The 26,552-nt window shown below is 59.9% G+C and carries 23 protein-coding genes; 5 read left to right on the top strand and 18 right to left on the bottom strand.

Translation table 11 applies throughout. The features are described from left to right. Positions 1-182 precede the first annotated feature (182 nt). The 14 genes from ACZZ0Q_RS18880 to ACZZ0Q_RS18815 all read right to left on the bottom strand — a co-directional run bounded on the left by ACZZ0Q_RS18880 (position 183) and on the right by ACZZ0Q_RS18815 (position 19,498). Entirely contained in the window at positions 183-1,628 is a 1,446-nt protein-coding gene (locus ACZZ0Q_RS18880) for a mannose-1-phosphate guanylyltransferase/mannose-6-phosphate isomerase (RefSeq protein WP_463541208.1), read from the bottom strand. A gap of 176 nt (positions 1,629-1,804) precedes the next feature. Continuing rightward, positions 1,805-2,455: an alginate O-acetyltransferase AlgF gene (locus tag ACZZ0Q_RS18875; protein WP_463542287.1), complete on the bottom strand. Its 651-nt coding sequence runs from the start codon at positions 2,453-2,455 to the stop codon at positions 1,805-1,807. Positions 2,456-2,526: 71 nt separating this feature from the next. After that, positions 2,527-3,702 (bottom strand): alginate O-acetyltransferase, encoded by a 1,176-nt coding sequence (locus ACZZ0Q_RS18870; protein WP_463541209.1) that lies wholly within the window; start codon positions 3,700-3,702, stop codon positions 2,527-2,529. A 12-nt stretch (positions 3,703-3,714) separates the two neighbouring features. Continuing rightward, entirely contained in the window at positions 3,715-5,268 is a 1,554-nt protein-coding gene (locus ACZZ0Q_RS18865) for an MBOAT family O-acyltransferase (protein WP_463541210.1), read from the bottom strand. A gap of 198 nt (positions 5,269-5,466) precedes the next feature. Beyond that, entirely contained in the window at positions 5,467-6,579 is a 1,113-nt protein-coding gene (locus ACZZ0Q_RS18860) for a mannuronate-specific alginate lyase (RefSeq protein ID WP_463541211.1), read from the bottom strand. After that, a complete protein-coding gene (locus tag ACZZ0Q_RS18855; protein ID WP_463542288.1) occupies positions 6,576-8,069 on the bottom strand; it encodes an alginate O-acetyltransferase in 1,494 nt (497 codons plus the stop codon). The genes ACZZ0Q_RS18860 and ACZZ0Q_RS18855 overlap by 4 nt, the downstream gene beginning before the upstream one ends. Before the next feature lie 14 nt (positions 8,070-8,083). Continuing rightward, on the bottom strand, positions 8,084-9,727 hold the full coding sequence (gene algG, locus ACZZ0Q_RS18850; protein WP_463541212.1) for a mannuronan 5-epimerase AlgG: 1,644 nt from the start codon (positions 9,725-9,727) through the stop codon (positions 8,084-8,086). A 26-nt stretch (positions 9,728-9,753) separates the two neighbouring features. Further along, entirely contained in the window at positions 9,754-11,235 is a 1,482-nt protein-coding gene (locus tag ACZZ0Q_RS18845; protein ID WP_463541213.1) for an alginate export family protein, read from the bottom strand. Continuing rightward, a complete protein-coding gene (gene algK, locus ACZZ0Q_RS18840; RefSeq protein WP_463541214.1) occupies positions 11,232-12,680 on the bottom strand; it encodes an alginate biosynthesis TPR repeat lipoprotein AlgK in 1,449 nt (482 codons plus the stop codon). The genes ACZZ0Q_RS18845 and algK overlap by 4 nt, the downstream gene beginning before the upstream one ends. A gap of 3 nt (positions 12,681-12,683) precedes the next feature. Further along, positions 12,684-13,850 carry a PilZ domain-containing protein gene (locus ACZZ0Q_RS18835; protein WP_463541215.1) on the bottom strand — a complete coding sequence of 389 codons (1,167 nt, stop codon included), beginning with the start codon at positions 13,848-13,850 and terminating at the stop codon, positions 12,684-12,686. A 44-nt stretch (positions 13,851-13,894) separates the two neighbouring features. Then, positions 13,895-15,376, bottom strand: a complete 1,482-nt coding sequence (alg8, locus tag ACZZ0Q_RS18830) for a mannuronan synthase (protein ID WP_463541216.1) — start codon at positions 15,374-15,376, stop codon at positions 13,895-13,897. A 140-nt stretch (positions 15,377-15,516) separates the two neighbouring features. Further along, entirely contained in the window at positions 15,517-16,827 is a 1,311-nt protein-coding gene (gene algD / locus ACZZ0Q_RS18825) for a GDP-mannose 6-dehydrogenase (RefSeq protein WP_122492868.1), read from the bottom strand. An 883-nt stretch (positions 16,828-17,710) separates the two neighbouring features. Next, the gene (gene yaaA / locus ACZZ0Q_RS18820; RefSeq protein ID WP_463541217.1) at positions 17,711-18,490 is read right to left on the bottom strand and encodes a peroxide stress protein YaaA; all 780 of its coding nucleotides are present in this window, start codon (positions 18,488-18,490) and stop codon (positions 17,711-17,713) included. Positions 18,491-18,553: 63 nt separating this feature from the next. Next, positions 18,554-19,498 carry a GlxA family transcriptional regulator gene (locus ACZZ0Q_RS18815; RefSeq protein ID WP_463541218.1) on the bottom strand — a complete coding sequence of 315 codons (945 nt, stop codon included), beginning with the start codon at positions 19,496-19,498 and terminating at the stop codon, positions 18,554-18,556. A gap of 123 nt (positions 19,499-19,621) precedes the next feature. Between ACZZ0Q_RS18815 and ACZZ0Q_RS18810 the strand changes: the two genes are divergently transcribed. Next, complete coding sequence (locus ACZZ0Q_RS18810; RefSeq protein ID WP_463541219.1) at positions 19,622-20,092, top strand: nuclear transport factor 2 family protein; 471 nt, start codon at positions 19,622-19,624, stop codon at positions 20,090-20,092. Positions 20,093-20,101: 9 nt separating this feature from the next. Here the strand turns inward: ACZZ0Q_RS18810 and ACZZ0Q_RS18805 are convergent, their stop codons facing one another. Both ACZZ0Q_RS18805 and ACZZ0Q_RS18800 read right to left on the bottom strand, forming a co-directional pair. Then, positions 20,102-20,392, bottom strand: coding sequence for a type II toxin-antitoxin system RelE/ParE family toxin (locus ACZZ0Q_RS18805; RefSeq protein ID WP_463541220.1), 291 nt, complete (start codon positions 20,390-20,392; stop codon positions 20,102-20,104). Beyond that, on the bottom strand, positions 20,367-20,618 hold the full coding sequence (locus ACZZ0Q_RS18800) for a CopG family ribbon-helix-helix protein (RefSeq protein WP_463542289.1): 252 nt from the start codon (positions 20,616-20,618) through the stop codon (positions 20,367-20,369). The genes ACZZ0Q_RS18805 and ACZZ0Q_RS18800 overlap by 26 nt, the downstream gene beginning before the upstream one ends. A gap of 271 nt (positions 20,619-20,889) precedes the next feature. Here ACZZ0Q_RS18800 and ACZZ0Q_RS18795 point away from each other — a divergent pair, with 271 nt between their 5' ends. From ACZZ0Q_RS18795 to ACZZ0Q_RS18785, 3 genes are all read left to right on the top strand, one after another. Further along, positions 20,890-21,189: a GIY-YIG nuclease family protein gene (locus ACZZ0Q_RS18795; protein WP_463561038.1), complete on the top strand. Its 300-nt coding sequence runs from the start codon at positions 20,890-20,892 to the stop codon at positions 21,187-21,189. Between the two features lie 64 nt (positions 21,190-21,253). Next, entirely contained in the window at positions 21,254-22,189 is a 936-nt protein-coding gene (locus ACZZ0Q_RS18790; RefSeq protein WP_463541221.1) for a glutathione S-transferase family protein, read from the top strand. A gap of 108 nt (positions 22,190-22,297) precedes the next feature. Continuing rightward, positions 22,298-23,670 (top strand): IS3 family transposase gene (locus tag ACZZ0Q_RS18785; protein WP_463539766.1). Its coding sequence is split into 2 segments (ribosomal slippage): positions 22,298-22,777 and positions 22,780-23,670, totalling 1,371 coding nucleotides; the frame shifts between segments, so codons are not numbered across the junction. A 134-nt stretch (positions 23,671-23,804) separates the two neighbouring features. Here ACZZ0Q_RS18785 and ACZZ0Q_RS18780 read toward each other — a convergent pair. Together ACZZ0Q_RS18780 and ACZZ0Q_RS18775 are read right to left on the bottom strand one after the other, a co-directional pair. Continuing rightward, positions 23,805-24,914, bottom strand: coding sequence for a polyamine ABC transporter substrate-binding protein (locus ACZZ0Q_RS18780; RefSeq protein WP_463541223.1), 1,110 nt, complete (start codon positions 24,912-24,914; stop codon positions 23,805-23,807). A gap of 234 nt (positions 24,915-25,148) precedes the next feature. Then, positions 25,149-25,586: a nucleoside deaminase gene (locus ACZZ0Q_RS18775; RefSeq protein WP_463541224.1), complete on the bottom strand. Its 438-nt coding sequence runs from the start codon at positions 25,584-25,586 to the stop codon at positions 25,149-25,151. A 206-nt stretch (positions 25,587-25,792) separates the two neighbouring features. On the opposite strand from ACZZ0Q_RS18775, the gene ACZZ0Q_RS18770 reads away from it, so the two are divergent. After that, complete coding sequence (locus ACZZ0Q_RS18770; protein WP_463541225.1) at positions 25,793-26,527, top strand: SDR family oxidoreductase; 735 nt, start codon at positions 25,793-25,795, stop codon at positions 26,525-26,527. Positions 26,528-26,552: the final 25 nt, after the last annotated feature.

Below are 26,552 nucleotides of genomic sequence, written 5' to 3'. Positions count from 1 at the left end.
GTGGATAGGAGGGAAAAAACCGGGCCTTGGGGTCCGGTTTTTTTTTGGCCGGTCATAGATGAAGAGCCCCTCTCCCCAGCCCTCTCCCGCAAGCGGGCGAGGGGGCCGATCACCGTTTGGTTGAAGACGTCACCCCTCGCCCGCTTGCGGGAGAGGGGCCGGGGGAGAGGGGCCGTTTGGCTCTAGCGCACCACCGTCTTCACCTGCACCCCACTGCCCTCATCGCGCCCATAAATATCCTCATACCGCTCAATGTCGTCCTCCCCCAGATAACTGCCCGACTGCACCTCGATAATCTCCAGCGGAATTTTTCCCGGGTTGGCCAGCCGGTGAACCGAGGCAATCGGAATATAGGTCGACTGGTTCTCCGTCAGCAGAAACACGTTTTCATCGCACGTCACCTCGGCGGTGCCCGACACCACAATCCAGTGCTCGGCCCGGTGGTGGTGCATTTGCAGGGACAACTGCGCGCCTGGCTTCACGGTGATGTGCTTAACCTGAAAGCGCCCGCCCATATCCACCGAGTCGTACGAGCCCCACGGGCGATACACCTCGCAGTGGTTTTCGGTTTCGCTGCGGCCCGCCTCTTTCAGCGTGTTGACCAGCTGCTTGACCTCCTGCACGCGGTCTTTGCTGGCAATCATCATGGCGTCCTTGGTTTCCACCACCACGATGTTTTCCAGGCCGATCACCGACACCAGCTTGCCGTTGCCGTGCACCAGGCAGTTGTGGCTGTCGCGCACCACCACGTCGCCTTTGGTGACGTTGCCGGCGTCGTCTTTTTCATGCACATCCCACAACGAACTCCAGCAACCCACGTCGCTCCAGCCAGCGGTCAGCGGCACGACACAGGCGCGGTCGGTTTTTTCCATCACGGCGTAGTCGATGGAGTTGTCTGGGCAGCACTCGAACGTGGCGGCGTCGATGTCGATGTTTTCGCCATCGAATGCGCTGCGTTCCAGCGCCAGCAGGCAGGTGTCGTAGATGTCCGGGTCGTGGCGTTTCAGTTCGTCGAGGAAACGGCTGGCGCGGAACAGGAACATGCCGCTGTTCCAGAAATAGCTGCCGGATTTAACAAACTCGGCAGCGCGCTGGGCATCGGGTTTTTCCACGAACTGCTCGACGCGGCTGACGCCTTCCGGCAGGGCACCGTCCAGGCTGGCTTTGATATAGCCATAGCCAGTTTCCGGTTTGGTTGCCGGTACGCCAAACAGCACCAAATCACCCGCTTCGGCGGCGATGGTGGCGATGGCCAGGGCGCGTTGGAAGGCTTTCTGGTCATCGATGACGTGGTCCGCCGGCATCACCAGCAGCAACTCGTCGCGGCCTTCGTTAAGCAGCTTCATGGCGGCAATCGCCACGGCCGGCGCGGTGTTGCGGCCGAAGGGTTCCATCAGTACGGCCTGGCTCGCCAGGTTCAGCGCCGAGAGCTGCTCCTGCACGATAAAACGATGGTCTTTGTTGCACACGATTACCGGCGGCTGCATGCCTTCGAACACCAGGCGCTCGAGGGTTTGCTGGAACATGGTGTGCTCGCCGGTGAGGGCGAGGAATTGTTTGGGAAACTGTTTGCGCGATAGCGGCCACAGCCGCGAACCGCTGCCGCCCGAAAGAATAATTGGAATCATGGGAATCTCCTTTACATGTGAGTCCGTGCGATCTACTGCGCGTCGGCCTGCCTGCGTTAAAACCAGCCCAGGACTGCTCATTGGCTACAGCCAACTGCGCTTCCTGGTCTGGTTTTGCCTTGGCACGCTCTAGCTCGCGAGATCGATATTCACGAAGCGAAAAGCCAAAAGCTGGTTTATTCAGTAGCAGTCGGGCGCTTGACCCAAACTGGCGAAAGCTTGCTGCCAGAGCCGGTGACGTACAGCGCAACCGCTTCACCGCGAGCAAGCGAGACCGGCTTCAGGTCGCTGATTTTTTGCGAGCCGTTGAACAGCGCGAGCTTGACGTTCACCGGGTTGATTTCGCGGTCGCCTCGGGCGGCGGGGGCGACGTCTTCGACGACGGCGGTTTTACCGTCGGCGGTTTTCAGGGTGACCTTGGTGTCGCTGAGGTTTTGCACGCGCACCAGGGCTTTCTGTTTGTTTTTGAATGGCGGTTCTTCCACCAGTTTCGGTTGGCCGCCGGGCAGGGCGACGATGGTGTAGTACTTATCGGCGGCCAGCTTGACCGGCACGGTTTGCGAGCCGACCTGAGCGCTGTAGTCGCCGCCCGGCAGAAAGCCGAAGTCGCTGCTGCCCAGTGGGCCGACGTCACTGAGCTTGGCGCTGCCGACCGTGGCGTTGATTTCCTGACTGCCGGCGTTGTACACCCGCACGAATGCCGAACCCTTCGGCGCGGTGGGGCCGTAAAGGGCGGCTTCGTCGGCGTGTACCTGGGCGGCGAGCAGGCCAACTACCACGAACGCGCAGGCTTTACCGAGGCGGTTGTTAACGATTGCATGGGTGATGGATGGCTTCATTGTGTCGTTCTCCATGATGAGGTGATGCCCGCCCTGAAAGGCGCGAGCAGGGCATCGGTCTAGCGGTTTGCCTGGATTGGCAAGGAGGATTGGCGGCCGGATGCGGCCACGTCAGTAGCCGCACCGGCGGCCTTGAGTTGAGCGACCCAGTTGGGGTCGAAGTCGCTCAGGTTGGTTTTCATCGGCAAATAGCGCTCGGGGAATTCCCAGATCACCAGCTGTGGTGGCGCGTTTTTGAACTCATCGCTTTGCAAATACTTGAGCATTGGTTCGATGGGCCCGTGGCCCTGTTCGGCGTAGCTGACCACATCGCTCTTCAGCGCTTGTTGCAACGCGCCGACGAAGTTCCAGTTGGGGTTGGCGCTGTAGCTGGTGCCCACCAAGGCAACGGGCACCTGGGCGTCGGCAAACAATGCATCGTCGCCGTTTCCCGCAGGCCCATCAGCGGCCCGCGTGGTGCGCTGTTGCAACTGGTCTGGCTTGGGCAGCAAGTCGCTGAATAGCGGGTCTAGCGGCAGGAACGAGGTGAGGTCGCCCTTGTACGGCTCGGGCGGTTTCGATTCGGTGATGAATTGCTGCGGCGCGGCATTGATCGGCGCCTGGTTGGCCACCGTGGCGCTGAGGTTCTGCGCCACTACGTCGGCGCCCATGGGCGTCCAGTGCGTGTCGGTGCGCAGGAACACTTGGCCTTGCAGCTTGGCGTGTTGCAGCGGCATGAGCAGGTCCGGGGCGACAATGCCAGCCTGTTCGGCACTGGCGTGGAAGCGTTGGTACAAGTCGCTGTGCAGCGAGGCCGGGGCTTCATCGCCCAGGTGCTCGGGATACAACCGCGCCTTGGCCGGCAGAATGGCCAGCACCAATTTCACGCCTCGTTTCTCCAACTGCTCGCGCGCGCCTTGAATCAACGCCAGATTCTCTTGCTGGTAATCCTGGCCGTTGGCGATGGGCTTGAATTCCTCATCGCTGAACAGCCATTGGTCACGGCCCAGCACCACGCCGGGGCGGCCTTCGTTGAACAGCGTGTAATCCAGCGCGGCCCACAAGTTCGTGCCCAGGCGTTTTAGCGGGAATTCCTTGTCGTACTGGGTTTCGGCGGCCTTGGCCCATTTGCCGTTGAGCACGGTGTCGGTTGGCGTGGTGCTAAAGCCCGTAAAGGCGCGCAGCGACCACAGGCCCAGGCCCAGCAGCAGGCCGAGGAACACGGCGATATACAGAATGCGTAATGATCGGGTCATGGCTGGGCTCGCTCAGAACTGGAAGTAAAGGAAGGGCGAGTAGCTCTGCGCCGAGAGCTTGAGAATCGAGGCCATGAACAGCAGCAACACCAGCGTTCGCATGGCGTAGCGCGGCCAGTCGGCGGTCCAGTAGGCCGCTTGCACCTGCGCCTCGGCGCCGACGGTGAAGCCGGGCACATGAATGTTCGGCTGCTCGCCCGGCACCGCTTTAACGGTGCCCGGTTGCGCAGTGGCAGGGCCGTCGGCCTCGGCGGTTTTGCGTGTGTCGATGGGCGGGTTGGCGTAGAAATCACGCAGCCCGAAGAAGGCGAGGGTGGCGTAGGCCACCACCAGTGTTGCCACTTGCAGGCCGGTGAGGTTGGCGCGGTTGAGTTCCGACAGGTTCCAGTCGCCAAAGCCAAACATGGCGCCGTACATGCGGCCGGCCACGTGCAGGTTTTCCGCGCGGAAAATCACCCAGCCCATGATCACCAGCAAGAAGGTGAAGGCCCAGCGCAGCACGTTGAAACTGCGCGGTGCGGTGTTGATGCCAATGGCTTTTTCAATCGCCAGCCACACGCCATGCCAGGCGCCCCAAACGATGTAGGTGATATTGGCGCCGTGCCAGAGGCCCCCCAGCAGCATGGTCAGAAACAGGTTGCGGTACGTGGCCACTTTGCCGCCGCGATTGCCGCCCAGGGTGATGTACAGATAATCACGCAGCCAGGTGGACAGGCTGATATGCCAACGCCGCCAGAACTCGGTGATCGATTGGCTGATATACGGCTGCTTGAAGTTCTCCATAAAGCGAAAGCCCATCATCAGGCCCAGGCCGATGGCCATGTCGCTGTAGCCAGAGAAGTCGAAATACAGCTGCGCCGTGTAGGCCAGCGCACCGAGCCAGGCATCGCCAGTGGTGGGATTTTCCAGAGCGAAGCAATGGTCCGCGACAATCGCCAGGGTGTCCGCAATAAACACCTTTTTGATAAACCCCTGCATAAAGCGCGTGGCGCCTTCGGAGAATTTATCCAGGGTGTGGGTGCGGTTGTTGAACTGATCGGCCAGGTCGCGAAAGCGCAATACGGGGCCGGCGATCAGGTGCGGGAAGATCGCCACGAACGCGGCGAAGTCGATGAGATTGCGCGTGGCCGGGGTGTCGCCTCGGTACACGTCAATGATGTAGCTGATCGACTCGAAGATGTAGAACGAGATGCCGATGGGCAGCAACACGTGGGTGAGGATGAACGGCTCCAGGCCGAACGAGGTGATGATGGCGTTAAGGCTGTCGACGCCAAAATTGGCGTATTTGAAATAGCCGAGAATGCACAGGTCTACCCCCACACCGAGCAGCAACCAGCGCTGCGCCGGCTTGGTCCGCACCCCGGCGGCGCCGACCTTAAGGCCGATCCAGTAATTCCACAGCGTGACGCCGGCAAACAGCGCAAGAAAGTCCACCCGCCACCAGGCGTAGAACACGTAGCTGGCAATCAGCAGCAGCAGATTGCGATAGCGTTGCCCGCTCAAGTAATACAAGCCGAGGAATATCGGCAGGAACAAGAACAGGAACACATTGGATGAAAAAACCATCCGACTCTCTCCATCGTCACCTTCGGTTCAGAGGACGTGGCTAGCGCCACATCCCCCCCAAACCCCCCCGGAATTTCCGGCAAGGATTACGTTGTCACTTGGTCTTCGGCTGTCCTGTAGGAGCGGCTTTAGCCGCGATGCTTTTAGCTATCTCGAGCATCGCGGCTAAAGCCGCTCCTACAAGAGTTAGTGCGAAACTCAGGAATCCTTCTTGCCCTTCTCCGCCTGCGGATCAAACACGCGGGTCAAATCGCCACCCAGGCGAAAGGTCTTGAACGGCTGCATCGACTGCTTCCACTTCAACGTGTCGCCGGCGCATTGGTAGAGTTGGCAGTACGGTTCCAGCCAGGCAAATTTGCTGTCGATTTTCAGGTCATCCATGTCCTGTTTTTCGCCGGCCTTGCTGGCGAATTCGTCGGGGTTGTTCACGCCTTCCATTACCCGCTTGGCCAAGCGGCTGAGGGCGTCGCGGTTTTCCGTGCGCAAGTCAACGTGATTGGCTTCGGCGAAGCTAGCGATCATGGCCAGCGGCGGCAGGGCGTAGTTGTGGTAGGCGAGGGCGCGCTGTTTGCGTTTCAGTTCGTTGGGCAAAAAGCCTTCGTCGTCCACTTGATTGGCGCCGACGCGGTATTGCTCAATCGCCCAGTCGAACAAGTCTTGCCGGTCGGTCGCCACCGCCGTGGCCATCACCGACCACGCCGCCCAGTACGAGTGGTTGTTCACCTGTTTAAGTGGCAGGTAGCTCCAGTCTTTCACCACCTGATCGCCCAACTTGCTGAACCAGCGCTCGATCAGTTGCGACTGTTGCGGGTAGGCCGCCAGCGGTTTCGATTCGGAAAACTTCAAGCGCAGATACGCCGACGCCACACTGCCCAGCGCCCATTTGCGCATCGACTTGCCGGTGTGGTTGAAGTCGGTGCTCAGCAACGCATCGGCCTGGGCCCAGGTGGTCAGCCAGCTCAGCGTGCAGTCGAGCTGCTCCTGGCGACCGTCACGCATGTAGCCCATTACCTGCTTGCTCACGCCGCGTTCCAGGGTGGTGATGCTGGCGGTGGAGTCGCGGAAGGCTTTTTCCGATTCCTTGTTCAGTGTGGCCCGGGCTTTGTCCGAGCCTTCGTATTTGCTGCGAAACACCAGCTTGTCGGTGTAAGGCGTGGGCGGCGCGCCGCATTGTTCTTCCGGCGGTTTGCTTTTCTTGCTTTCAATCGGCGCGTAGTAGCCCTGGGGTGGAACCAGGGCGGCACTGGCGCTACCGGCAACCAACAAGGTGCTCAACGCTGCGCTGCGCAGCAAGGTGTGAGGGATGTTCATAGGTTCGTGCCTCCTGCGGCTTTTGCCGTTAGGGTGCCGGCCCCGCCTGCCGGTCGTTTACACAGCGTGGCTTTTACGCTAAGGCCGTCGGGCATTTGCTCGGGGCTGTGAATTTCCAAGGCGAGCATGTTCAGCTCTGCCCAGCCAGGGTCGTTACGCAGTTGGAACACATAGCGGCCACCGGTATCGGCGGCGGCGCTTTGTTCCAGTTTGAGGTTCTCGCGGCGGCCGTTGAGGTACCAGATGGTCGCCTGCAGGGTTTTCACTGAAGGGTCGCTGAACGTCAGGTCGATCTGGTGTTGACCGCCTTGCAGGTCGAGCAATTGGTTCTTGCCGTTGACCAGAATCTCGGTGCTGCCGTTGTGCAGTTTCACGTCGTTTTTCAGCAGTGCCTTTTGCCCTTCACAGCCGTTGTTTACCAGCGGCATGGCCTGGCGGTAGAAGCTTTTCTGCGCCATGTCGTAGTGCGTGGCGAATTCCCAGACGATGATTTTCGGCGGGTGTTCGTGGAATTCCTGGCTGCTCAGGTATTGCAGCAGCGAGCTGTCGAAGCCGCCGCCGGAGATGGCGTTGTTGAGGATTTCCGCGCCGCTGTATTGCTCCAGGAAACCGGCGAAGTTGTACGCCGGCCCACTGTTACTGGTGCCCACCAGCGCCACTTGCGGCTGCGATTCGTCGCCGAACAAGTCATCGCCACCGCCGTCTTCACCGCCGCCGCTGTCGGCCACGGCGGTTTCGAAACGGTCGACGTACTGAGTGGCGTAGCTGTTGCCGCACAGCTGCGCGGCGGCTTTGTGAAAGGTGCCGAGTTTCGACAACAGGCCCACGCGTTTGCTCTCGTACTGCTGCTTGGGAATGTCGTCGAAGCCGGGAATTTCTTTCAGCGTGGCGGCGGTGATTTTCGCGGTGCGCTCGGCACCGTAAGGCGTCCAGTGGTGGTCGCCTTTGAAGTAGTAGGCGTGCTGTTCGTTTTCATCGAACAACGGACTGAAATCCGGCACCCACATGCCGGTCTGGCGCAGCTTTTCCACGGTGGCGAGGTAGTTCTTTTTCGCCAGGTCGTAGTTGAACGCTTTGCGCTCCTCGCTGGTGAGTTTCTCCCGGTTGATCAGGCCGCGTGTCGGTTGGTACACCACCACCAGTTCGATGCCTTTTTTCTTCAGGGCATCGCGCAACGCTTTGAGTTTGGCGTAGCCCTCAGGCGTGGTGCCGAAGTCGGTGCGCAGGTCGTAGGTGGTACGAAACAGCCAGTCGTCCTGGGCCTGCACCAAGTGGGTAAAGAAACCCAGGTATTTGGTGTTGTACAAATTGTTGTTCGCTGCCGCCGGGCACAGCGGCGGATTACCGTGAACGCTGTACTGCGGCGCGCCGGCTTCGGCGCCCTCGGTCATAGGGGCGGCGGCGGCGGTGAGCAAGGCGAGCGCCAGTGCAGACGGGGCGAGCCTTTTGGCTGAGCGCTTGGCGGTGTGCAGGGGCTTGTCTACGTACATGAAATGCATGCTCCTCAGTCCTGAAGTTCGGCCTGGCTTTCAACGGGGTCGATCAGCACTGCCTTATCCTGGCGAACCATCAGGTCCAGAATTTCGTTTTGCTTGTCGCCGAGAATTCCGGAGAAGCTGATGCCCGACGATTTGGTCGGCGCCAGCATGGCCACTCGGTACAGCTCCACACTCAGCGGCGAGTCGATGGACAGCGGTCCCGAGCCGTTGCTGATCAGCTCGCCGCCCACCACGATCATCGACACCTTGGTGTCGAACGGGTCCAGGTCGATGTCGCGGTCGGTGTCGCTCAGGTCTTTGATGTGGCCGTACACGCCGACCAGGTGGTTGTCGGCGGCCAGGTTCTCGTAGAGGCGAATGTTCACGCTGTTGCGCAGGCGAATGCCGTGGCGCGCGTTGCTCATTACCTGGTTGCCCCAAATCAGGTTGTTGGAGCTTTCGTACAGGGTGATGCCGTCGGAGTTGTTGCGGTAAACCTCGTTGTAGGCGACGAGGTTGTTCACGCTGTTACGGTCGATAACGATGCCGGACAGCGCGTTGTCGTAGACCTTGTTGTTGATGATCCAGCTGTCATCCACCTCGCGGGAAATGATGATGCCGTGCTTCTTGTGCGTGCCGTACACGGTGTTGCCGGCGATCACCAGGCGGCGCGAGCGGTCGTGGGGGTCGATGCCGTAGATGATGTTGTCGCGGTAGACGTTGTCTTTGATGACGAAGTCCTGGGTTTCGTAGCAATAGAAGCCGTACCACATGTCCGAGAATTCGGAGCCGATGATCCAGCCGGTGGGCATGGCGCGGCCCATTTGCTTGCTCATGTTGGGCGTGTATTGGGAAATGCTCACGCCGTAGGACTTGCTGGTGCTGTAACCGAAGCTGGCGATTTTGCTGTTGACGATGTACGTCTCGGTGCCGCCCCAAGAGAGCAGGAACGGGCGAAACTCTTCCGGTTTTTTAAAGGTGGCCGGGGCTTTCTTCGCCTCGTTCCAACCGGTGAGTTGGGTGTCGGTGATAAACAGCTTGCCGTCGTTGACGATAAACGCGCCGCGGTCTTGCGAGAGGCGCAGTTCCTTGACGTCTTTACCAATCTGCAACGTCGCGTCTTTGGCCACCACCAGCGGCAGGCGCAGGGTGAACACGCCATTGGCATCGGCGGTGAAGTACTGCTTGGGCAGCTTTTTCGCCACCTCGCCAAGGCTGACGTAACCGCCTTCGATAAAGATCGCCTGTGGCATGCCGCGTTGACGCGTCACCCATTCGGCCATGCGGTTGTTGCCGCCGATAAATTCTTTCAGGGCATCTTGCTGCACCATGCGCCGCACGGTGACGCTGCCTTTTTTACGGCGGTCGATCTTGGCGGTTACCGCCTCGGCGGTGTAGCCGCTGAGGTCGGGCAATTTCGGTGCGGCCAATTCCAGCGCGTCGGTCGGCGCGGTGGTCACGGTGTAGCTTTTGGCCTGGCGCAATTCTTTGGTCGCTTGCGGCTTGCCGTCGGTGCCGGGCAATGGCGCGTCGCTGGCGCGTGCCACGTTTTGCTGGCTGTCGGACGCTGGCGGCACCTCCACAGCCAGTGCCGCAGGGCCGAACGCACCGGTGAACAGCAGCACGCCGGCCAACAGCAGCGGATGGAGCGGCGGGGTGTGTGCAGTCATCACAAGGGCTCTCCCGTGGCCGGTCATCAGTAGCGCCAGATCACGTCAACAAACGCGCGGTGCATGTACGAGTCGGCATCCGGGCCATAAGCGTCGCCGGGCTTAAACACGCCACCGCGAAAGCGCACCAACGCGGATGGCTCGTCGATGCTTTCGCTGACGGCAGCGGGCAGCAGGCCCTGTTTGAAGTACTTGGTGAGCACCACGTCGACCTCCTGGCCGATGTCTTTTTCACCGTCTTGCATGGCGGCGTTAATGCCGCTGGTGCCGATCGGTTGCTCGTCATCGACGCGCCAGAACTTGTGGTACACCAGGCTCGCGTCGTAGTCCTCGCGCAGTTGCCAGGAACCGAACAGCGTGGCCGCTTGCAGGTTGCTCAACTCGCCACGAAACGCCTCGCCGAAGCGGTGCACCCGCGAGCGCGTGCCGGTGTAGGTGGAGCGGTTGCTTTGCAGGCCGGTCTGCTCGAAGTTGTCTTCGCCGCTGTCGCCACCGCCGCCGCTGCCACGGGCATAGGCGGCGCCGACTTTCCAGTTTTCATCCAGGTTGAAACGCAGGCCCAGGTCGGTGCCCCAGGCGTTGACGTCGCCGCTTTGCTTGCCGGTGGCGACTTGCTCGCCGCCCACCGTGGAGGTGTTCAAGCGGTCGCGGTCGCCGGTCAGCCAGGTAGCGCTGGCCCAGTAGTTGAGGCGGTTTTCGTTGCGATGGTTGTAGGCGTCGCTGTTGGCCTGAATGCCAAGCCAGGTGAGGTCGCCGGTACTGGTTTTATCCAGTTCATCGACCGTTTCGCCGGGGCGATTAAGGTCGCCATCGTCGCGGGCGTGTTGCACGTTCAGGCCGACCCACTGGCCAGGCGTCCACTGTGTTTCCACGTCGCCGTAGAGGTGCAGACGGTCTTTGTCTTTCGGCGCCAGTTCGTCGAGGTCGGTGCGGTATTCGCTGAAGCGTTCGGCTGCACCCAGGTGGGCGCGCAGCAAGGTGGTATCGAAGGTCCAGTTCAGCGCTTCGATGTTGGTGTCGCGCCACATGCCGTCGTCGTTGCGCAGGCGCTGGCGGCCCAGGCGCAGTTCTTCGCCGGGGTAGGGCGTAAGGCCGGAGTAGCCGACCCAGAATTCGCGCAGCGCCAGGTAGCTTTTGTCGGGCTGGCGGCTGTCGTCGCTGCTGTTGCTGCTCTCGGCGTTTTCGCCGTCTTCAGGTTGCTGCAGGGTGTCGGTTTCGATGATGTCTGTAGCGCTCACCGCCTGGCCCATGGCGTAGCCGCTCCAGTTGCCGCGCTTGCCGTACACCCAGGGGCGCAGGTCGATACCCACACCGCTGACGTCGCCGCCGCTGCGGGTGCCGAGGTCGCGGTCGTCTTCGGACTGGGCGGTAATCTTCACGTCCAGGCCCCAGCTGCTGCTGTCGGTCATTTGCACCGCCCAGGCGGAGTGGGCGGTGATCAACGTAGCGCTTAGGCCGAAACCGGCGCTCATCCATGCTTTGGTGGTTTTGCGTTTTGCGTGGCTCATAGCGGCTCCTGCCCGTCCTGAGGTTGCATGGCTTGCATCTGTGTCGTCTGTTGTAGAACGGCGCCGCGCAAGGCTTGTTCCTGTTGCAGCAGGCGCTCGGCTTGCGCACGGGAACCGGGGGGCAGTTGCTGTTCGATTTGCGCCGCCAGCTCGGGCGCTTGCGGGGTGCCTTTTTGCACGGCGATCTGGCTGAACACGAAGGCGTTCACCGGGTCAGGCTGAATGCCGCGGCCCTGGGAGAACATCTGCGCCAGGGCGAAGTCGGCGCTGTTCTGCCCGGCGCGGGCGGCGGCCAGCAGGTGGTCCAGCGCCTGTTGCGGCTGCACCTTGCCGAGGTAGCCCCGGCGGTACATCTGGCCCAAGTAGTAATTGGCGCTGGTTTCGGTCGGCGCCGCTTTTAGCAGGTGTTGTTCGGCTTTCTGCGGGTCGGCCGGCAGCAGCTTGCCTTCGTAATAGAGTTTTCCCAGCAGGAGTTCGGCGCGCGGTTGCGCGGCGTCGCGGCCGTTTTTCAGGTAGCCGAGCATCTTGTCGATGTCGCCTTGTTCCGGGTAGTCGTACAGCAGTTGCGCCAGGCTGACCCACGCGGCGGGGTAGGTGGGGGCAATCTGCTCGAGCAGTTCCTGCGCCGTGGCCGGGTCGGTTTTGCCGCCGTTTTCGCTGTCAGCCGAGGCGGCCACCAGCTCCTGGTCGGCCAGCACCAGGGCCACACCTTCCATCCGCGCGGCCGGCACCACGCCACGGCCATAGGCGCTGCGCAGTTGCTCGACCAGGGCTTTCTGCTTATCTGCATCGCCGCGTTTCTGATACACGGTGGCGAGTTCGACGTAGCAGACGTCGGCGGCTGCCAGGGCCTGTTGGCAGATTTTTTCCACGTCAGCCAGATGCGCGTCATACGTGCCTTGCGTGCGGTACAGCAGCACCTGCGCGAGTTCCGCTTGCGGGTGGCCCTGTTCGCGCCACTGGCTGATTTTTTCCTGCGCATTCACTTCGGGAAAGGTGTGCGGGTATTGCAGGTAGAGCATCGCCAGGGGCAGCACAGCGCCTTCTTCGCCATTGGCGAACGCTTGCTTAAGGCGCTGCTCGGCTTCCTTGTGCTCGGCCTCGGTGGCGTTGGGTTTGGTTGCCAGCAGCCGGCCCAGACGCGACGCCGCACGCGGCGAATTGTCTGCGGCTTGCCGGAACGTGTTCTCGGCGGCAGCCAGTTGCGCCGGGTCGCCGCTTTGCAGCTGGATATCGGCAAGCCCCACCGAGGCGTCGGCGTAGCCCATGTCGGCCAAGGCTTTGTAGTTGGCCTGGGCCGTGGCGGTGTCGCCGTTTTTCAGCGCCTCGTTGGCCAGGCGTTGATCAGGCAGGCCCGCGCAGCCTGCCATGGCCAGGGCCATCACCAGCGGCGTGACGGCCAGCCACGGCGAGCGCGCAAACGCGTGCAAAGAAGAAATGGCCATAGGTCAGAGCCCTGCCGCCAAGGCCTTGTCGGCAAACCAGCCAAAAGACGGACCGTTGTCGCTGCTCACTTCCACCGGACGACCAGCCAGGGCGTTGTCCAGCGGCTCGTCGGGCTGGATCACCACGCGAATGTCCGACGACAAGTTGCCGGTGTCATTCAGGCTGCTGCTGAGCACCTTGCCGCTGCGCACGTCATCCACGCCAGCGACCTGGAAATTCACTCGGGCGCCGGGCTTGATTTCGTTGAATTTGCTGTAGGGGAAACGCGCTTCGATTTGCGCTTTGGCCTCGCGAGAAACCAAGTCGAAAATCACATCGCCCTTGCTCGCGTATTGGCCGTCGGCCACGTATTGCTTGGCCAGCACGCAGTCGCACGGGCTGGTCAGAGTGCCTTTCATTTGCTTGCTGAACAGGGTGGCGACGTTGGATGGGCTCAGCTGTTTGTCGTCCAGATGGCCCTTGAGCATTTCCAGCATCGAGGCGCTGAAAGTGGCGATGGGCGCGCCTTTTTTAACCAAGCCATCGGCGCCGATCAGGCTTTGCACCGTGCCTTCGCGCGGCATCGTCACTTGCATACCCGGCACGTTGACCAGTGCCGATTGCGCGTGGGTGACGAAGTACAGGCTGTAGATGGACTTGAACAGAAAACCAAACGCCAGCAGGCCGACCAGGAACACACCGACACTAAAGGTGACCGCGCGCATGCGGGCAAACGCGCTCATGCCGGCGCCGCTTTTTTGCTTGCGCGCTTTGGTGAAGTTTTCGCGCTGCAAGGTGGTGAGCAGTTCACCGACGCTGACCAATTCGCCGCTCAAGTGGGCGGTAATCAAATGGCGCAGCGTGGCGATTTCCCGGGGGCGCATGTTGCTGAATTGGCAGCCGACGCGCTGGGTGTCGGCATCCACCGAGCGCACCTGAAATTCGGTGTCGATGGCCAGGGTGATGTTGTCGATCACAAAGAGCATTTTGCCTTTGTGAAAGTCGCCCACCTGCACGTTGCTAGTGGCCGCCGCGTAGCTGAAGCCGCCGGCAGACATGTCGGTAACGGTCTGTTCGACCACCTCGCGGTTCTTGCCGCTGAAGCGGATTTTGGCCGGCAGGCGCACTCGGGCGAACTGACGCTGGGCTTCGGATTCGTGCACCACATTGACGTTGACGGCTGTATTCATGGGCTTGTTCCTACTCGAGAGTCGTTGATCCATTGGGGTCGCGCTCACACCACCAGCAGCAGCGTGGCGACAAACACACTGGTGGCAGAGAAGGTCATGGTTCGCGACGACCAGGTGTTGAACCACTGCTGAAAGCTGGCGAGGTCGCGGTTGAGCTTGGTCGGCTGGCGGGTCCAGGATTGCTGGTCAAGGCGGAAGAACACGTAGATCTTCACCATCGCGCCGACGATCTGGTTGTAATAAAGAATCACCGGGTAAGCGGGGCCAATGTGGTGGCCGCTGATCGACAGCAACAGGGTGAGCACCAGGCGGGTAAAGCCGATCCACAGCAGGTACACGAGAAAGAACGCGATGCTGTATTTGAGGCTGGCGATGATCGCCACGGTGAGGCCCAGCAGGCAGGTCCACATCGACACGCGCTGGTCGAACAGCACCACGCTGGTGAACAGGCCCAGGCGTTTGACGCCCAGTTTCATGGCCCGCGAGTTCTGCCGCAGGTTGTTGCCGTACCAGCGAAACATCAGCTTGCGGCTGGCCTTGATAAAGCTCTTTTCCGGCGGGTGCTCGACAGTGTTGATCGCTGCATCGGGCACGTAGAACGTGTCGTAGCCCAGGCGCATCAGGCTGTACCAGCTGGACTTGTCGTCGCCGGTCAGAAATCTGAAGCGGCCCAGGCGCCAGTGGTCGAGCGAGTCGCTTTCCACGTCGGCGATAAATTCAGGATTGCTGATAACCGGCGCGCGGAACATCGACATCCGCCCGGTTAGCGTCAGCACGCGCTTGGACAGGCCCATCGAGCACATGTTGATGTGCCGCTGAGCGAAGCGCAGCTTGTGCCACTCGCTCATGATGTAGCTGCCGCGCACCTCGCAGAATTCGTTGGTGGTGAGGCCGCCGACATTGGGGAACAGCTTGAAATACGGCACGGTGCGGCGCACCACGCCAGGCTCGAGCACGCTGTCGCCATCGATCACCGCCACCACGGCATCGCGGTCAGGCAAGTGCCGGGAAATGGCGCGGAAGCCGTGGGCCAAACCATCGCGTTTACCGGTTCCGGCGATACGCACGAAGTCGAGGGTGACGCGCTCCGGCGGGTTGTATTTCTCCCACAGGCTCTTCACCAGAAATTCATCGGAAAGTTCGACGATCGAGCACACCACGGTGGTGGGGTAGCCGCACTCAATCGCCTCGCGAATCACCGACTGGTACACCTGCGCCGTGGTCAGCGCATCGATGCGAAAACTGGTGACCATCAAAAACACGTGGGACGGGTCTGCCGCCTCGCCAAGCTTCTGCGCCTTGCGCCGGTAATAGGGGAACACCACGTACAGAAACAGCACGCCGCGTAAAAAATGCAGCGCGCCCATGGAGTAGCGCCAGATGCCCACCACACCGATGAGCAAAATGAAGTGTTTGGACTCGGGGTCGAACACTGATCGGGGTAGCGCGAGGGCGAGTGCGCACAAAAGGCTGAGGTAGAGCAGCCACCCCGCGCCTTCTGTTAAACCCTGCTTGAGCCTATCCATTTAGGTGTCCTGTCCGTCTCTCAAAAACATGCCTTCGGCCAAGGCGCAGCGCACTGCGCGCGCGACCGTGTTGCGTGTAAGGCAGGGGGTAAAAGTCGGGGCGGCACTTCAGCCAAACATCGCGCGCCCCGGACTTACGGCTACCAGCAGATGCCTTCGGTAGTGCCGTTGCTGGTGTGCTTCATAAAGCCCACCAGATCAACCACTTGCTTGCCCTCGGGGGCATGCTGCGCCAGTGGCCGGAAACGCTCGTCGCGGTTGCCCAGAACGATGATGTCGGAGTTATCCACCACCTCGTTGAAGTCGCTGTTGAGCAAGGATGAAACGTGAGGAATTTTCGACTCGATGTAATCCTTGTTCGCCCCGTGCACCCGTGCATATTCGACGTTGCTGTCGTAGATGCTCAGGTCGAAGCCTTTACCGATCAGCATCTCGGCCAGCTCCACCAGCGGGCTTTCGCGCAGGTCGTCGGTGCCGGCTTTGAAGCTCAGGCCGAGCAAGGCGACCTTGCGTTTGTCGTGGCTGGCAATGATGTCGAAGGCGTTCTGCACCTGGGCCACGTTGCTGCGCATGATGGCGCCCAGCATTGGGTGTTCGACGTCCAGCTGGCTGGCGCGGTAGGTGAGGGCGCGTACGTCTTTGGGCAGGCACGAACCGCCAAAGGCAAAGCCGGGGCGCATGTAGTACTGCGAGAGGTTAAGGGTTTTGTCCTGGCAGACCACGTCCATCACCTCGCGACCATCGACGCCGACGGCCTTGGCGATGTTGCCGATTTCATTGGCGAACGTGACCTTGGCCGCGTGCCAGACATTGCAGGTGTACTTGATCATCTCGGCGACTTCGATGTCTTTGCGGATGATCGGCGCGTCCAGCTCGCTGTACAGCGATTCCAAGGCATCGCCCGATTGTTTGTCCAACTCGCCGATGACGGTCATCGGCGGCTGGTCGTAGTCTTTGATCGCCGTGCTTTCACGCAGAAATTCCGGGTTCACCGCTACGCCAAAATCCACCCCGGCCTTTTTGCCTGAGCAGTCTTCGAGTAGGGGAATCACCACATTTTTCACCGTGCCGGGCAGCACGGTACTGCGCACTACCACGGTGTGGCGGGTCGTTTTATCACGCAGTACAAAACCGATTTCGCGGCACACTGACTCGATGTAATCGAGCTCCAGGTCGCCGTTTTTCTTGCTCGGGGTGCCGACGCACAGCATCGAAAGTTCGGTGTCGCGTATTGCAGCGGCAACATCGGTGGTGCCTCGCAGGCGGCCGGTCTCAATACCCTGCTGTAACAAGGCTTCGAGGCCGGGTTCGACAATTGGCGATTTACCGCTGTTGATCAAGTTGATCTTGTCTTCGGATATATCCACACCTACAACTTCGTGACCACGTGCAGACAGGCAGCCGGCACATACTGCGCCGACATAACCTAAACCAAAAATGCTAATACGCATTGTATTCACCTATTACCTTGAGTTACGCCGTTAAACCGTGGGTGATTAACTAACCACCGCCCATGTAAAGCGCTTCGCTTATATAATTCGCAAAAGCGCAGGCATAAAAAGTTCGTCACATTCAACTGCGTGAATGCGTGTTTGGGCATGTTGTAAGAGGGATGCGCCCGGCTATCAGGCCTACGCTCCAACACTGGTCGTAGAGCCTTTGGTGAGGCTGTGCAGTAGGTCTTTTAGGTACTGCTTCTCCATCGTTCGCTGCTTCGTTTACATCGGTTCTGTAGCGCTTTGCTTGTAGCGACTTATAGCGAATAAACAACCACGGCTTATTGCGCAAGTTGGGTCGGCTAGTGCGGGCAGCACTAAGAAAGTCGACCTGTAAAAAGTCGTTACGGGGGTTATGAGCCCGCTGGAGAAATGATAGTTCCTACCGTTCGTCAGGGTTTCGCAATACTTCGCAATACGAAGTCTGTTTAACGTGATTTCAATATAGTGGCAATGACGCTGTATGCCGCCGGGTATAGGGCGTGGTGCAGTTCAATAACTTTTGGCCACTACTTAAGGTTGGTTAAAGTGCCACCACTTAGAGTTAGGACGATAGTGTTGTAAATGCCCGCTTAAAGTTTGGGTATAGGTGGGGAACTTTGAATGGCAGCAGGTGTTTGCGGCGCCGTTGCGCAGATATAAACGTAGGGTTAACGAGAAACGCGGGTGCCTGTGGGAGCGGCTTTAGCCGCGATTGGGTTTGTCAGGATTACGAAGATCGTTTGGCCCAAAAGCCTCGCGGCTAAAGCCGCTCCCACAGGGGCGCGAAGTTCTGTGGCAACGGCTGAACAGTTCTGTAGGAGCGGCCGGGCGGCGATCCGCTTTAGCCGCGATGCCGTTATTCCTCTGCAGCGTCGCGCAGGAAAACCAGGTGGTCGGGCTTGGACTGCGCCGCGTCGAACCGGTAACCCTGGTAGTTGAAGTCCTTCAAGCCGGCAGGGTCGGTGAGGCGTTCTTTGATGACGTACCGCGCCATCATTCCCCGCGCTTTTTTGGCATAGAAGCTGATGATTTTGTACTGGCCGTTTTTCAGGTCTTTGAAGTCGGTGTTGATGATTCGCGCTTTCAAGGCCTGACGTTTCACCGCGCCAAAGTATTCGTTGGAGGCCAGGTTCAGCAGCACGTCATCGCCTTGCGCTTTGAGCGCCTGGTTCAGCCAGCCGCTGATGTTGTCGCCCCAGAATGCGTACAAATCTTTGCCCCGCGCATTGGCAAGTTTGGTGCCCATTTCCAGGCGGTAAGGTTGCATCAGGTCCAGCGGGCGCAGTACGCCGTAGAGGCCGGATAGCATGCGCAGGTGTTTTTGCGCGAAGTCGAAATCGTCTTCGCTGAAGTCGTCGGCATGCATGCCGGTGTACACGTCACCTTTAAACGCTAGCAGTGCTTGCTTGGCGTTCTTTTTGGTGAATTTCGGCGACCAGCTACCGAAGCGCGCCACGTTCAAGGCAGCGAGCTTGTCTGACAGATGCATCAACTCGGCCACTTGCGCCGGGGTGAAGTCGCGCAGTTGGGCGATCAGTTCCTGGGCATGGTCGATGTGTTGCGGTTGGGTATGGCGGCTGGTAACAGGCGGGGTGTCGTAGTCGAGGGTTTTGGCGGGTGAAATCACCATCAGCATGGCAGGCGTCTCCTAAAGGCTGCGGCGATTCTATGCGGTGACGGGCGTTTTGTCTGGCGGCTGTTAACTGCGTAGGCGCTGGCGAAAGGCGCCCGGCGTTTCGCCGCATAAATGCTTGAACAGTTTGGCAAAAGCTGCGCGGTCGCCGAAGCCAACGTCGGCGGCCACCTGCTCCAACGAGCGCGCCGGCTGACGCAACGCCGCCTGGGCAGCGCTAATGCGCAGCCGCTGTAAATATTCGTTCGGGGTAACGCCAGTGCTGGCGCGAAACCGGCGCAGCAACGTGCGCGGTGAGCAATTGGCCTGCTGGGCCAGGCGTGGCAGGTCCAGCGGCTCGGCGTGGTGTTTGCGCATCCACGTCAGCAGCGGATGCAGCGGGTCAGTGCGCGGGGTGTCCGGTACCAGCGGCGCAAAGCGGGTTTGCTCGCCACGGCCCTGGTCGAACACCAGCGCGGCGGCCACTTTCTGCGCGAGGTCGGCACCGGCATGCCAGCCGATCAGGTACAGGCATAGGTCTAATCCGGCGTGCGCACCGCCGGAGCAGAACAAGCGGTCATCGTGGGTGATCAGGAGTTCAGCTTGCAGGTTCACGCGTGGAAAACGCTGGCGAAACTGCGATGCGAGGCTCCAGTGGGTTGTGGCAGTCCGGCCATCAAGAACCCCGGCGGCGCCCAGCAGAAAGGCGCTGCTGCACAAACTGGCGAGCAAGCGCTGGGGCGCCTGTTTCGCGAGCCAGGGCAACAAAGCTGCGTTCACGCTCAAGGTGGTGTCGATGGCGCTGCCGGTTGCCGGCAGCAGGATCAAGTCGGCGCTCTCGGCCAGGCTCAAATCTGCGTCTACGCTGATGCTCGCGAACTGCAGTTGCACGGCGCGGCCGTCCAGACTGAAGCGCTGCAAGTTGAACACGCGCTCCCCCGCCAGTTGGTTCGCCAACTGAAATGCGTCCATCGCCATGCTTAGGCTCGAGCACACCGTTTGCGGGCAAATATAAAGGGCAACGCGCAGCATGAAGCGCCAACCAAGAAACCGAGAGGGTGGCTATTTTGAACACAAACTTGTCGATTTAGCCAATCGTGGATTTTTGTCCGTGGCTCGATAATGCCGCCACTTCCACCGCCAGCCGGAGCCGTCATGAGCCACCCCAACGCCGAACTGATTACCCGTTTCTACCAAGCCTTCCAGCGCCAAGACGCTGAAGCCATGGCCGCATGCTATGCCGATGACGTGACCTTCAGTGATCCGGTGTTCCCCGCTCTCAAGGGCGGCGAAGCCGCTGATATGTGGCGCATGCTCACCAGCCGTGCGCAGAACTTCTCCCTCGATTACTCAAACGTGCAAGCCGATGAGCAAAGTGGCAGTGCACACTGGGTCGCTACTTATTTATTCAGCGGCACCGGGCGCACGGTGGTTAATCGCATTCAGGCGAGCTTCGTTTTTCGCGACGGCAAGATCGTTGAGCACCGCGATCGTTTTGACTTGTGGAAATGGTCCGCACAGGCGCTCGGAACCAAAGGCACGTTGCTGGGCTGGACGCCGTTGGTGCAGGGCGCAATTCGTAAGCAAGCGAGCAAGGGCTTGGCGGCGTTTCGTGCTGGGCGGTGAGGCGGCCCGTTACCCGCTTTCCGGCCGCTCGGCGCGTTGGTGCAAAAGCCGCAACACCTGCACCTCGTTCGCGACGAATCGATAGGGCGCGATAAAGGGCAACTCGCTTAACACTAGCTCTCGGATGCCGGGAACCTGTGAAGGCCGGCCCAGCCCGGTGAACCGCTGCAAACAGTGCAGTGAGTCGAGTAGGCGCACCACGAGGGCGTCCGCATGGGCCGCCCCCACTAAGGGTTCATAGTGATCGTGGATCGCTTGCAGATCGCTTTCGGCTTTATTGGTCAGTACGAGTTTTCGCACGGTTCACCCACTTCGCTTTCACTGCGTCTATATCCGTGAGGTTGCCCGCGTCGGCATCCTCAATTCCTTGGATGGTGGCTTGAAGCTGCCAAGACTCGGCATCCACATAACGCGCCAGTGCGCGCTTGAGGTGATATTGGCGATCACGATCTGTCGCTTGGGCGAGCTCATCCAAGCGTTCAACCAGATCGTCTTCAACGCGAAATGACAAGACAGGCGATGCCATCACAGGGACCTCATTTGTATACAGCCTGAACATAGTGTCGCTCCAGTATACGGAAGGCCTCACTGTATTCAACTTGCCCGGTAGCGACAGCTCGAAGGATCCTTGAGCGACGCCTGGGGCGTCTGGCGATGCGCTAGGAAAAATGCTGTGAATAGCCCATCTGTGTGCAGCCGTGCCTCGGTTACCATGCCCAACCCCGCGCAGCAGTGATTTCTACAAGGTACTCAGGTTGCAGTTGTCCGCTTCCCCCAGTGATGGCGAATCCCCCTCCATGTGCAAGCCGAGCGGCAAGCCCTGGTTCGTCTACTTGGTCCGCGCGGCCAATGGCGCCTTGTATTGCGGAATTAGCGATGACGCGCATCGGCGCTTCGCGGTACATCAGAGCGGCAAAGGCGCGCGCTTCTTTTATTCCAGCCCGGCGGTGGCGCTGGTGTATGTAGAGCGTTGTGAAAACAAGGGCGATGCGTTGCGACGTGAACGCGCGATCAAACGGCTGAGCAAGAAAGCCAAAGAAGTGCTTGCGGCAAACGGCACGGTGATTCAATCGGGTGATAACGCGCCATCAGCTTGATTGGGTGGGCCGGGGCCACTTTGCCGCGTAAGCTTCAGCGTTCATCTAGCGCCCCGGAGCCGTTATGTCTGAGTTGATTCTGCACCATTACCCCACGTCGCCCTTTGCTGAAAAAACACGGTTGATGCTGGGGTTCAAGCAGTTGTCTTGGCGCTCGGTCATGATCTCGCCGGTAATGCCCAAACCCGATCTGGTGGCCTTGACCGGCGGCTATCGCAAGACCCCGGTGCTGCAAGTGGGCGCCGATATTTACTGTGACACCGCCTTGATTGCGCGCCGCCTGGAAGCAGAAAAAGCCACGCCCGCGCTGTTCCCGGCCGAGCAACTGTTCGCCATCACCGGCTTTACCAACTGGATCGACTCCGTGCTCTTCCAACACGCGGTGTCGTTGGTGTTTCAGCCGGATTCCGTTGCCGTGCGCTTTGGCAAATTGCCGCCCGAAGCGGTGAAGGCATTTATCGCTGACCGCGCCGGTTTATTCAGCGGGGGCAGCGCCAGCCGTGTGCCGTTGGCGCAAGCGCAACACCATTGGCCGCAATTCATGGCCCGTCTGGAGCAACAGCTCGCGGCCAGCAGCAGCGACTTCCTGTTCGGCGATGCCAGCCACGCCGACTTCGCCCTGGCCCACCAACTGTGGTTCCTCAAGGCCACGCCGGTGACAGCGCCGCTGGTGGATGACTATCCGTTGGTGTCTGCCTGGCTTGGGCGCGTGCTGGGTTTTGGTCACGGCTCCTCCACGCCGATGACGGCCGAAGAGGCGCTGGAAGTCGCTCGTTCCGCCACGCCCGCGCCGTTGCCGGATGAGGCATTCGAAGACCCGAACGGTTTCAAGGCGGGACAACAGGTGACCATCGCTGCGACGGACTACGGCGTCGATCCGGTGGCGGGTGAGCTGTTGTTCGCTGGGCGGGAAGAGTTGATTTTGCGTCGTGAAGACCCGCGCGGTGGGGTGGTGCATGTGCACTTCCCGCGGTTTGGTTTCAAGATTGAAGCGCAGTGATTACTGCCGAATCGCCTGTTGCAGCAATCGAGGCTGAAGCCTCTCCTACATCAGAAATGAAGTGCGCCCCAAAAGTTGGACACCCATCCAACCTTTGGGGCTTCTTCCATGAGCAAGTACACAACGCAGTTCAAGCTGTCTGTTATCACCGCCTTCCTTGAGCGAGGCCGAGGCTTTCGCTTTATTGCTGAGCAATTCCAGCTAGATCCCACCCTGCTTCGGCGTTGGGTAGAAGCCTACCGGTTGCATGGCGATGCCAGCCTGCGGGCCCGGCCAGTCAGCTATAGCGCAGAGTTCAAGCTCGCTGTTCTTCAGCAGATGTGGCGTGAAAATCTTTCTTTTCGTTGCGTGGCCGCGGCTTTCAATTTGGGTAATTCAACCCAAGTGGGCATATGGCAGCAGCAGTATTACAGTGGCGGCTTTGAAGCCCTGGAGTCAGCCAGGAAAGGACCGCCCGCCGTTATGACACTACCTCCCGCCAAGCCCTCTGCACCTGAAACCACAAGCGATGAAGATCTTTCGCATGCTGAGTTGCTGCTCAAGCTACGCAAGCTCCAAGTGGAGAACGCCTGGCTAAAAAAGCTCAAGGAGCACAGGGAGGAGAAGAAAAGGCAGGAGAAAGCAGCAAAGAAAAAACGAAGTTGATCACCGAGCTGCGTGATCATTTCTCGCTCGAAGAACTGCTTGAAGTCGCGCAGTTGGCGCGCAGCACGTATTACTACCAGCTCAATCTGATGAACACCGGAGATCGGTTCGCGCCTCTGAAAGCCTCTATCCAGAGCGTTCAGGAGGAGCATATGGGGCGCTATGGCTATCGCCGAATGACCGCTGCGTTGCGTAATGCTGGCCAGATGGTTAACAGCAAAACGGTGCGGCGCCTCATGGGCGATCTAAATCTTAAGTGCACGGTGCGACCGAAAAAGTACCGCTCGTATCGGGGCTTGGTCGGCAAGGCTTCGCCTAATGTTCTGGCCCGTCAGTTTGAAGCGGACCAGCCAAACCAGAAGTGGGTCACGGACGTAACCGAGTTCAAAGTGGCCGGCGAAAAGCTTTACCTGTCCCCGGTGCTGGACCTGTTCAACGGCGAAATCGTTGCCTATCAAACCGACACCCGACCACGTTACGCCTTGGTAGGCCGCATGCTGGAGCAAGCGCTTGAAGGTCTGCCCGAGACGGCAAAACCGCTGCTGCACTCAGATCAGGGCTGGCACTACCAATATCCTGACTACCGGGAGCGCTTGGAAAAAGCAGGCCTGAAGCAAAGCATGTCACGCAAAGGCAACTGCCTGGACAACGCCACAATGGAGAGCTTTTTTGGCACGCTTAAGTCGGAGTACTTCTACCGCGAGCGTTTCGATAACGTCGCTCAGCTGCAAGCCGGGCTGGACGAATACATCCGTTACTACAACCATGATCGGATCAAGATGAAGCTAGGCGGCCTCAGCCCTGTTGCTTACAGAGCAAAGGCCGTCATGGCTTAACCAGTACGTGTCCAACTTTTGGGGCGCACTTCAGAAATGCGATCCCTGTGGGAGAGGCTTTAGCCTCGAAGCTCTGCAAGATTAAAGAAAAACGCCCGGCATACACCGGGCGCTTTTTTTTGACGCGCTGCGGGTCAAATGCCCGACTTGATCGTGCTCCAACTCCGCGTAATCACCCGCAGTGCCGTTTGCGAAGGCGGCAGGCTGACGAACATTTTTGCGATCAGTTTTTCATCTGGATATATCGCCGGGTTTTCCCGCACGGCTTTTTCCTGCAAGGGCTGCGAGGCGGTGTTGGGGTTGGCGTAACGCAAGTAGTTGCTGATGCCGGCGATAACCTCCGGGCGCATCAGGTAGTTGATAAACGCATGGGCGCCGGCGGCATTCTTGGCTGTTTTCGGAATCGCCAGGTTGTCGAACCAGATGTTGCTGCCTTGATCCGGCACGCTATAGGCCACGTCAGTTTTCTTCCCCGCGTCGATGGCGCTTTGCCGCGCTTGCAGCACGTCGCCGGAAAAGCCGACGGCCACGCAAATGTCGCCATTGGCGAGGTCGGCGATGTATTTGGTGGAGCTGAAGTATGTGATCGATGGCTTGAGCGTTTGCAGCAGTTTGGTGGCGGCGGCGATTTCCTCGGGGTTCTCGCTGTTGGGGTCTTTGCCCAGGTAGAACAGCGCCAGCGGAATAATTTTGGTTGGCGCGTCGAGCATGGCCACGCCGCAGCCTTTCAGCTTGGCCAGGTTCTCGGGCTTGAACACCAAATCCCAGCTGTTCACGGGCGCGTTATCGCCCAGGGCGGCTTTGATTTTGGCGGTGTTATAGCCAATGCCGATGGTGCCCCACAGATACGGCACGGAGAAGGTATTGCCGGGATCCGACGCCTCGAGGCTTTTCATCAGCTCGGGGTTAAGGTTTTTGGCGTTGGGCAACTGGGCGCGGTCGAGTGGGCTGTAGATGCCGGCCTTGATTTGGCGAGCCAAAAATTCTGCCGAGGTGACCACCACGTCGTATCCGGAGTTACCGGTGAGCAGTTTGGTCTCGAGAATTTCGTTGGAGTCGTAAGGCTCCAGCACAACCTTGATGCCGGTTTCCTTTTCAAAGTCGGCGAAGGTGGTGGGGCCGACGTAATCGCCCCAGTTGGCGAAGTGAATTTCCTGCTGGGCGGCACTGGCGTGCAGTGACAATCCCATGACCAACCCCATGGCGCAGCCCAGGGTAGTTTTGCCGAACGAGCCTTTCATCATGCTTACTCCGAAGAACCGAGCAGGTAATTAGAGTTGTGCCTTGCATCGATTCGTTGTGGGTTCGCCAAACCACGGGCGTGGCCGGCGCGCAAATACGTAAAGCGGGCAGGGGCTCGAATCTAGGGGCTGGCGGTGCGGGAAGTCTTTCGCGCGTGCACGCACGGAAAAGTGCGGAAGTCAGGCGGGGAGAACGGGGCGGCTGCCCCGTCCGATAGTGCGCGGGTTGGCGAGGGTTTACTCGCCGATGTCTTCATTCCACAACTGCGGCTGCTCGGCAATGAACTGTTCCATCAGCGACACGCAGGTGTGGTTTTGCAGCACATCAACCTGCACGCCGCGGCTGCGCAGCAGCTCTTCGTCGCCCATAAAGGTCTGGTTTTCACCGACGATTACCCGGCGAATGCCGTAGAGCAAAATTGCGCCACTGCACATGGGGCAGGGCGACAACGTGGTGTAGAGCACCGCGTCGCGGTACAGGCTGGCGGGTTGGCGGCCGGCGTTTTCCAACGCATCCATTTCACCGTGTTTGATCACGCTGCCCTCTTGCACACGACGGTTATGGCCGCGCCCGATGATGCGACCGTCATGCACTAACACCGAGCCAATCGGAATGCCGCCTTCGGCCAGTCCCAACTGTGCTTCTTCGATTGCCGCTTGCATAAAGGCGTCCATGGTTTCTCCTGACATGGGATAGCGATGATCACACCCTAGGCGATTGGGCGCGTGGTGGCGATGGCTTTGTCGCTGCCAATTCACGCTTGCAGGAATGTGCAAACACGCCGCAGTAATCGAATAGCCCTCGCTTGCCCAGCGTTCTTATTCTTGATCCCAGACCTGCTCAGGCAGGACCTCTAAAAAAACGGATCAGGAGATACGTCATGCAAACAGTTCAGAAAGTCATCGCCATCACGGGCGCCAGCAGCGGCATTGGCGAAGCGACCGCGCGCCTTCTCGCCAGTCAGGGCGCACGCGTGGTGCTCGGCGCCCGCCGTACCGATCGCCTGGAAACGCTGGCCGCCGAAATTCGCGAAGCCGGTGGCATCGCCGATGTCCGCGCGCTGGACGTTACCAACATGCAAGACGTGCAGGCGTTTATCGACTTTGCGGTCGAGCTGCATGGTCGCGTTGATGTGCTGGTCAACAATGCCGGTGTCATGCCGCTTTCCAAACTCGAAGCGCTGAAGATTAACGAGTGGAATCAGATGATCGACGTGAACATTCGCGGCGTGCTGCACGGAATCGCCGCCACGTTGCCGTTGATGCAGAAACAACGTGCCGGGCAAATCATCAACATCGCCTCGATCGGCGCCTACGCCGTCAGCCCGACTGCCGCAGTGTATTGCGCCACCAAATACGCGGTGCGGGCGATTTCCGAAGGGCTGCGTCAGGAAGTGGGCGGCGACATTCGCGTCACCGTTATTGCGCCGGGTGTGACGGAATCCGAATTGGCCGAAAGCATTTCCGACGAAGGCGGGCGTGCCGAGATGCGTGAGTTCCGCAAGATTGCGATTCCGGCATCGGCCATCGCTCGCGCCATCGCCTACGCCGTTGAGCAACCAGCAGATGTCGACGTCAGCGAGCTGATCGTTCGGCCGACAGCAAGCCCCTACTAAGTCTTCCAAGCCGAACCTGTTTTAA

The sequence above is a fragment of the Pseudomonas sp. AC070 genome, from assembly GCF_979258635.1.
Note: the sequence above shows the minus strand (reverse complement) of the source record. Positions and strands in the feature narration are given on the sequence as shown.

Bases quoted from the DNA above. Each gene is read 5' to 3' on its own strand.
- ACZZ0Q_RS18795 (WP_463561038.1), top strand. From the start codon at position 20,890: ATGTGCAAGCCGAGCGGCAAGCCCTGGTTCGTCTACTTGGTCCGCGCG.
- ACZZ0Q_RS18855 (WP_463542288.1), bottom strand. From the start codon at position 8,069: ATGTACGTAGACAAGCCCCTGCACACCGCCAAGCGCTCAGCCAAAAGG.
- ACZZ0Q_RS18790 (WP_463541221.1), top strand. From the start codon at position 21,254: ATGTCTGAGTTGATTCTGCACCATTACCCCACGTCGCCCTTTGCTGAA.
- alg8 (WP_463541216.1), bottom strand. From the start codon at position 15,376: ATGGATAGGCTCAAGCAGGGTTTAACAGAAGGCGCGGGGTGGCTGCTC.
- algK (WP_463541214.1), bottom strand. From the start codon at position 12,680: ATGGCCATTTCTTCTTTGCACGCGTTTGCGCGCTCGCCGTGGCTGGCC.
- ACZZ0Q_RS18870 (WP_463541209.1), bottom strand. From the start codon at position 3,702: ATGACCCGATCATTACGCATTCTGTATATCGCCGTGTTCCTCGGCCTG.
- ACZZ0Q_RS18800 (WP_463542289.1), bottom strand. From the start codon at position 20,618: ATGGCATCGCCTGTCTTGTCATTTCGCGTTGAAGACGATCTGGTTGAA.
- ACZZ0Q_RS18780 (WP_463541223.1), bottom strand. From the start codon at position 24,914: ATGATGAAAGGCTCGTTCGGCAAAACTACCCTGGGCTGCGCCATGGGG.
- ACZZ0Q_RS18865 (WP_463541210.1), bottom strand. From the start codon at position 5,268: ATGGTTTTTTCATCCAATGTGTTCCTGTTCTTGTTCCTGCCGATATTC.
- algD (WP_122492868.1), bottom strand. From the start codon at position 16,827: ATGCGTATTAGCATTTTTGGTTTAGGTTATGTCGGCGCAGTATGTGCC.
- yaaA (WP_463541217.1), bottom strand. From the start codon at position 18,490: ATGCTGATGGTGATTTCACCCGCCAAAACCCTCGACTACGACACCCCG.
- ACZZ0Q_RS18880 (WP_463541208.1), bottom strand. From the start codon at position 1,628: ATGATTCCAATTATTCTTTCGGGCGGCAGCGGTTCGCGGCTGTGGCCG.
- ACZZ0Q_RS18835 (WP_463541215.1), bottom strand. From the start codon at position 13,850: ATGAATACAGCCGTCAACGTCAATGTGGTGCACGAATCCGAAGCCCAG.
- ACZZ0Q_RS18815 (WP_463541218.1), bottom strand. From the start codon at position 19,498: ATGCTGCGCGTTGCCCTTTATATTTGCCCGCAAACGGTGTGCTCGAGC.
- ACZZ0Q_RS18770 (WP_463541225.1), top strand. From the start codon at position 25,793: ATGCAAACAGTTCAGAAAGTCATCGCCATCACGGGCGCCAGCAGCGGC.
- ACZZ0Q_RS18810 (WP_463541219.1), top strand. From the start codon at position 19,622: ATGAGCCACCCCAACGCCGAACTGATTACCCGTTTCTACCAAGCCTTC.
- ACZZ0Q_RS18845 (WP_463541213.1), bottom strand. From the start codon at position 11,235: ATGAGCCACGCAAAACGCAAAACCACCAAAGCATGGATGAGCGCCGGT.
- algG (WP_463541212.1), bottom strand. From the start codon at position 9,727: ATGACTGCACACACCCCGCCGCTCCATCCGCTGCTGTTGGCCGGCGTG.
- ACZZ0Q_RS18860 (WP_463541211.1), bottom strand. From the start codon at position 6,579: ATGAACATCCCTCACACCTTGCTGCGCAGCGCAGCGTTGAGCACCTTG.
- ACZZ0Q_RS18775 (WP_463541224.1), bottom strand. From the start codon at position 25,586: ATGGACGCCTTTATGCAAGCGGCAATCGAAGAAGCACAGTTGGGACTG.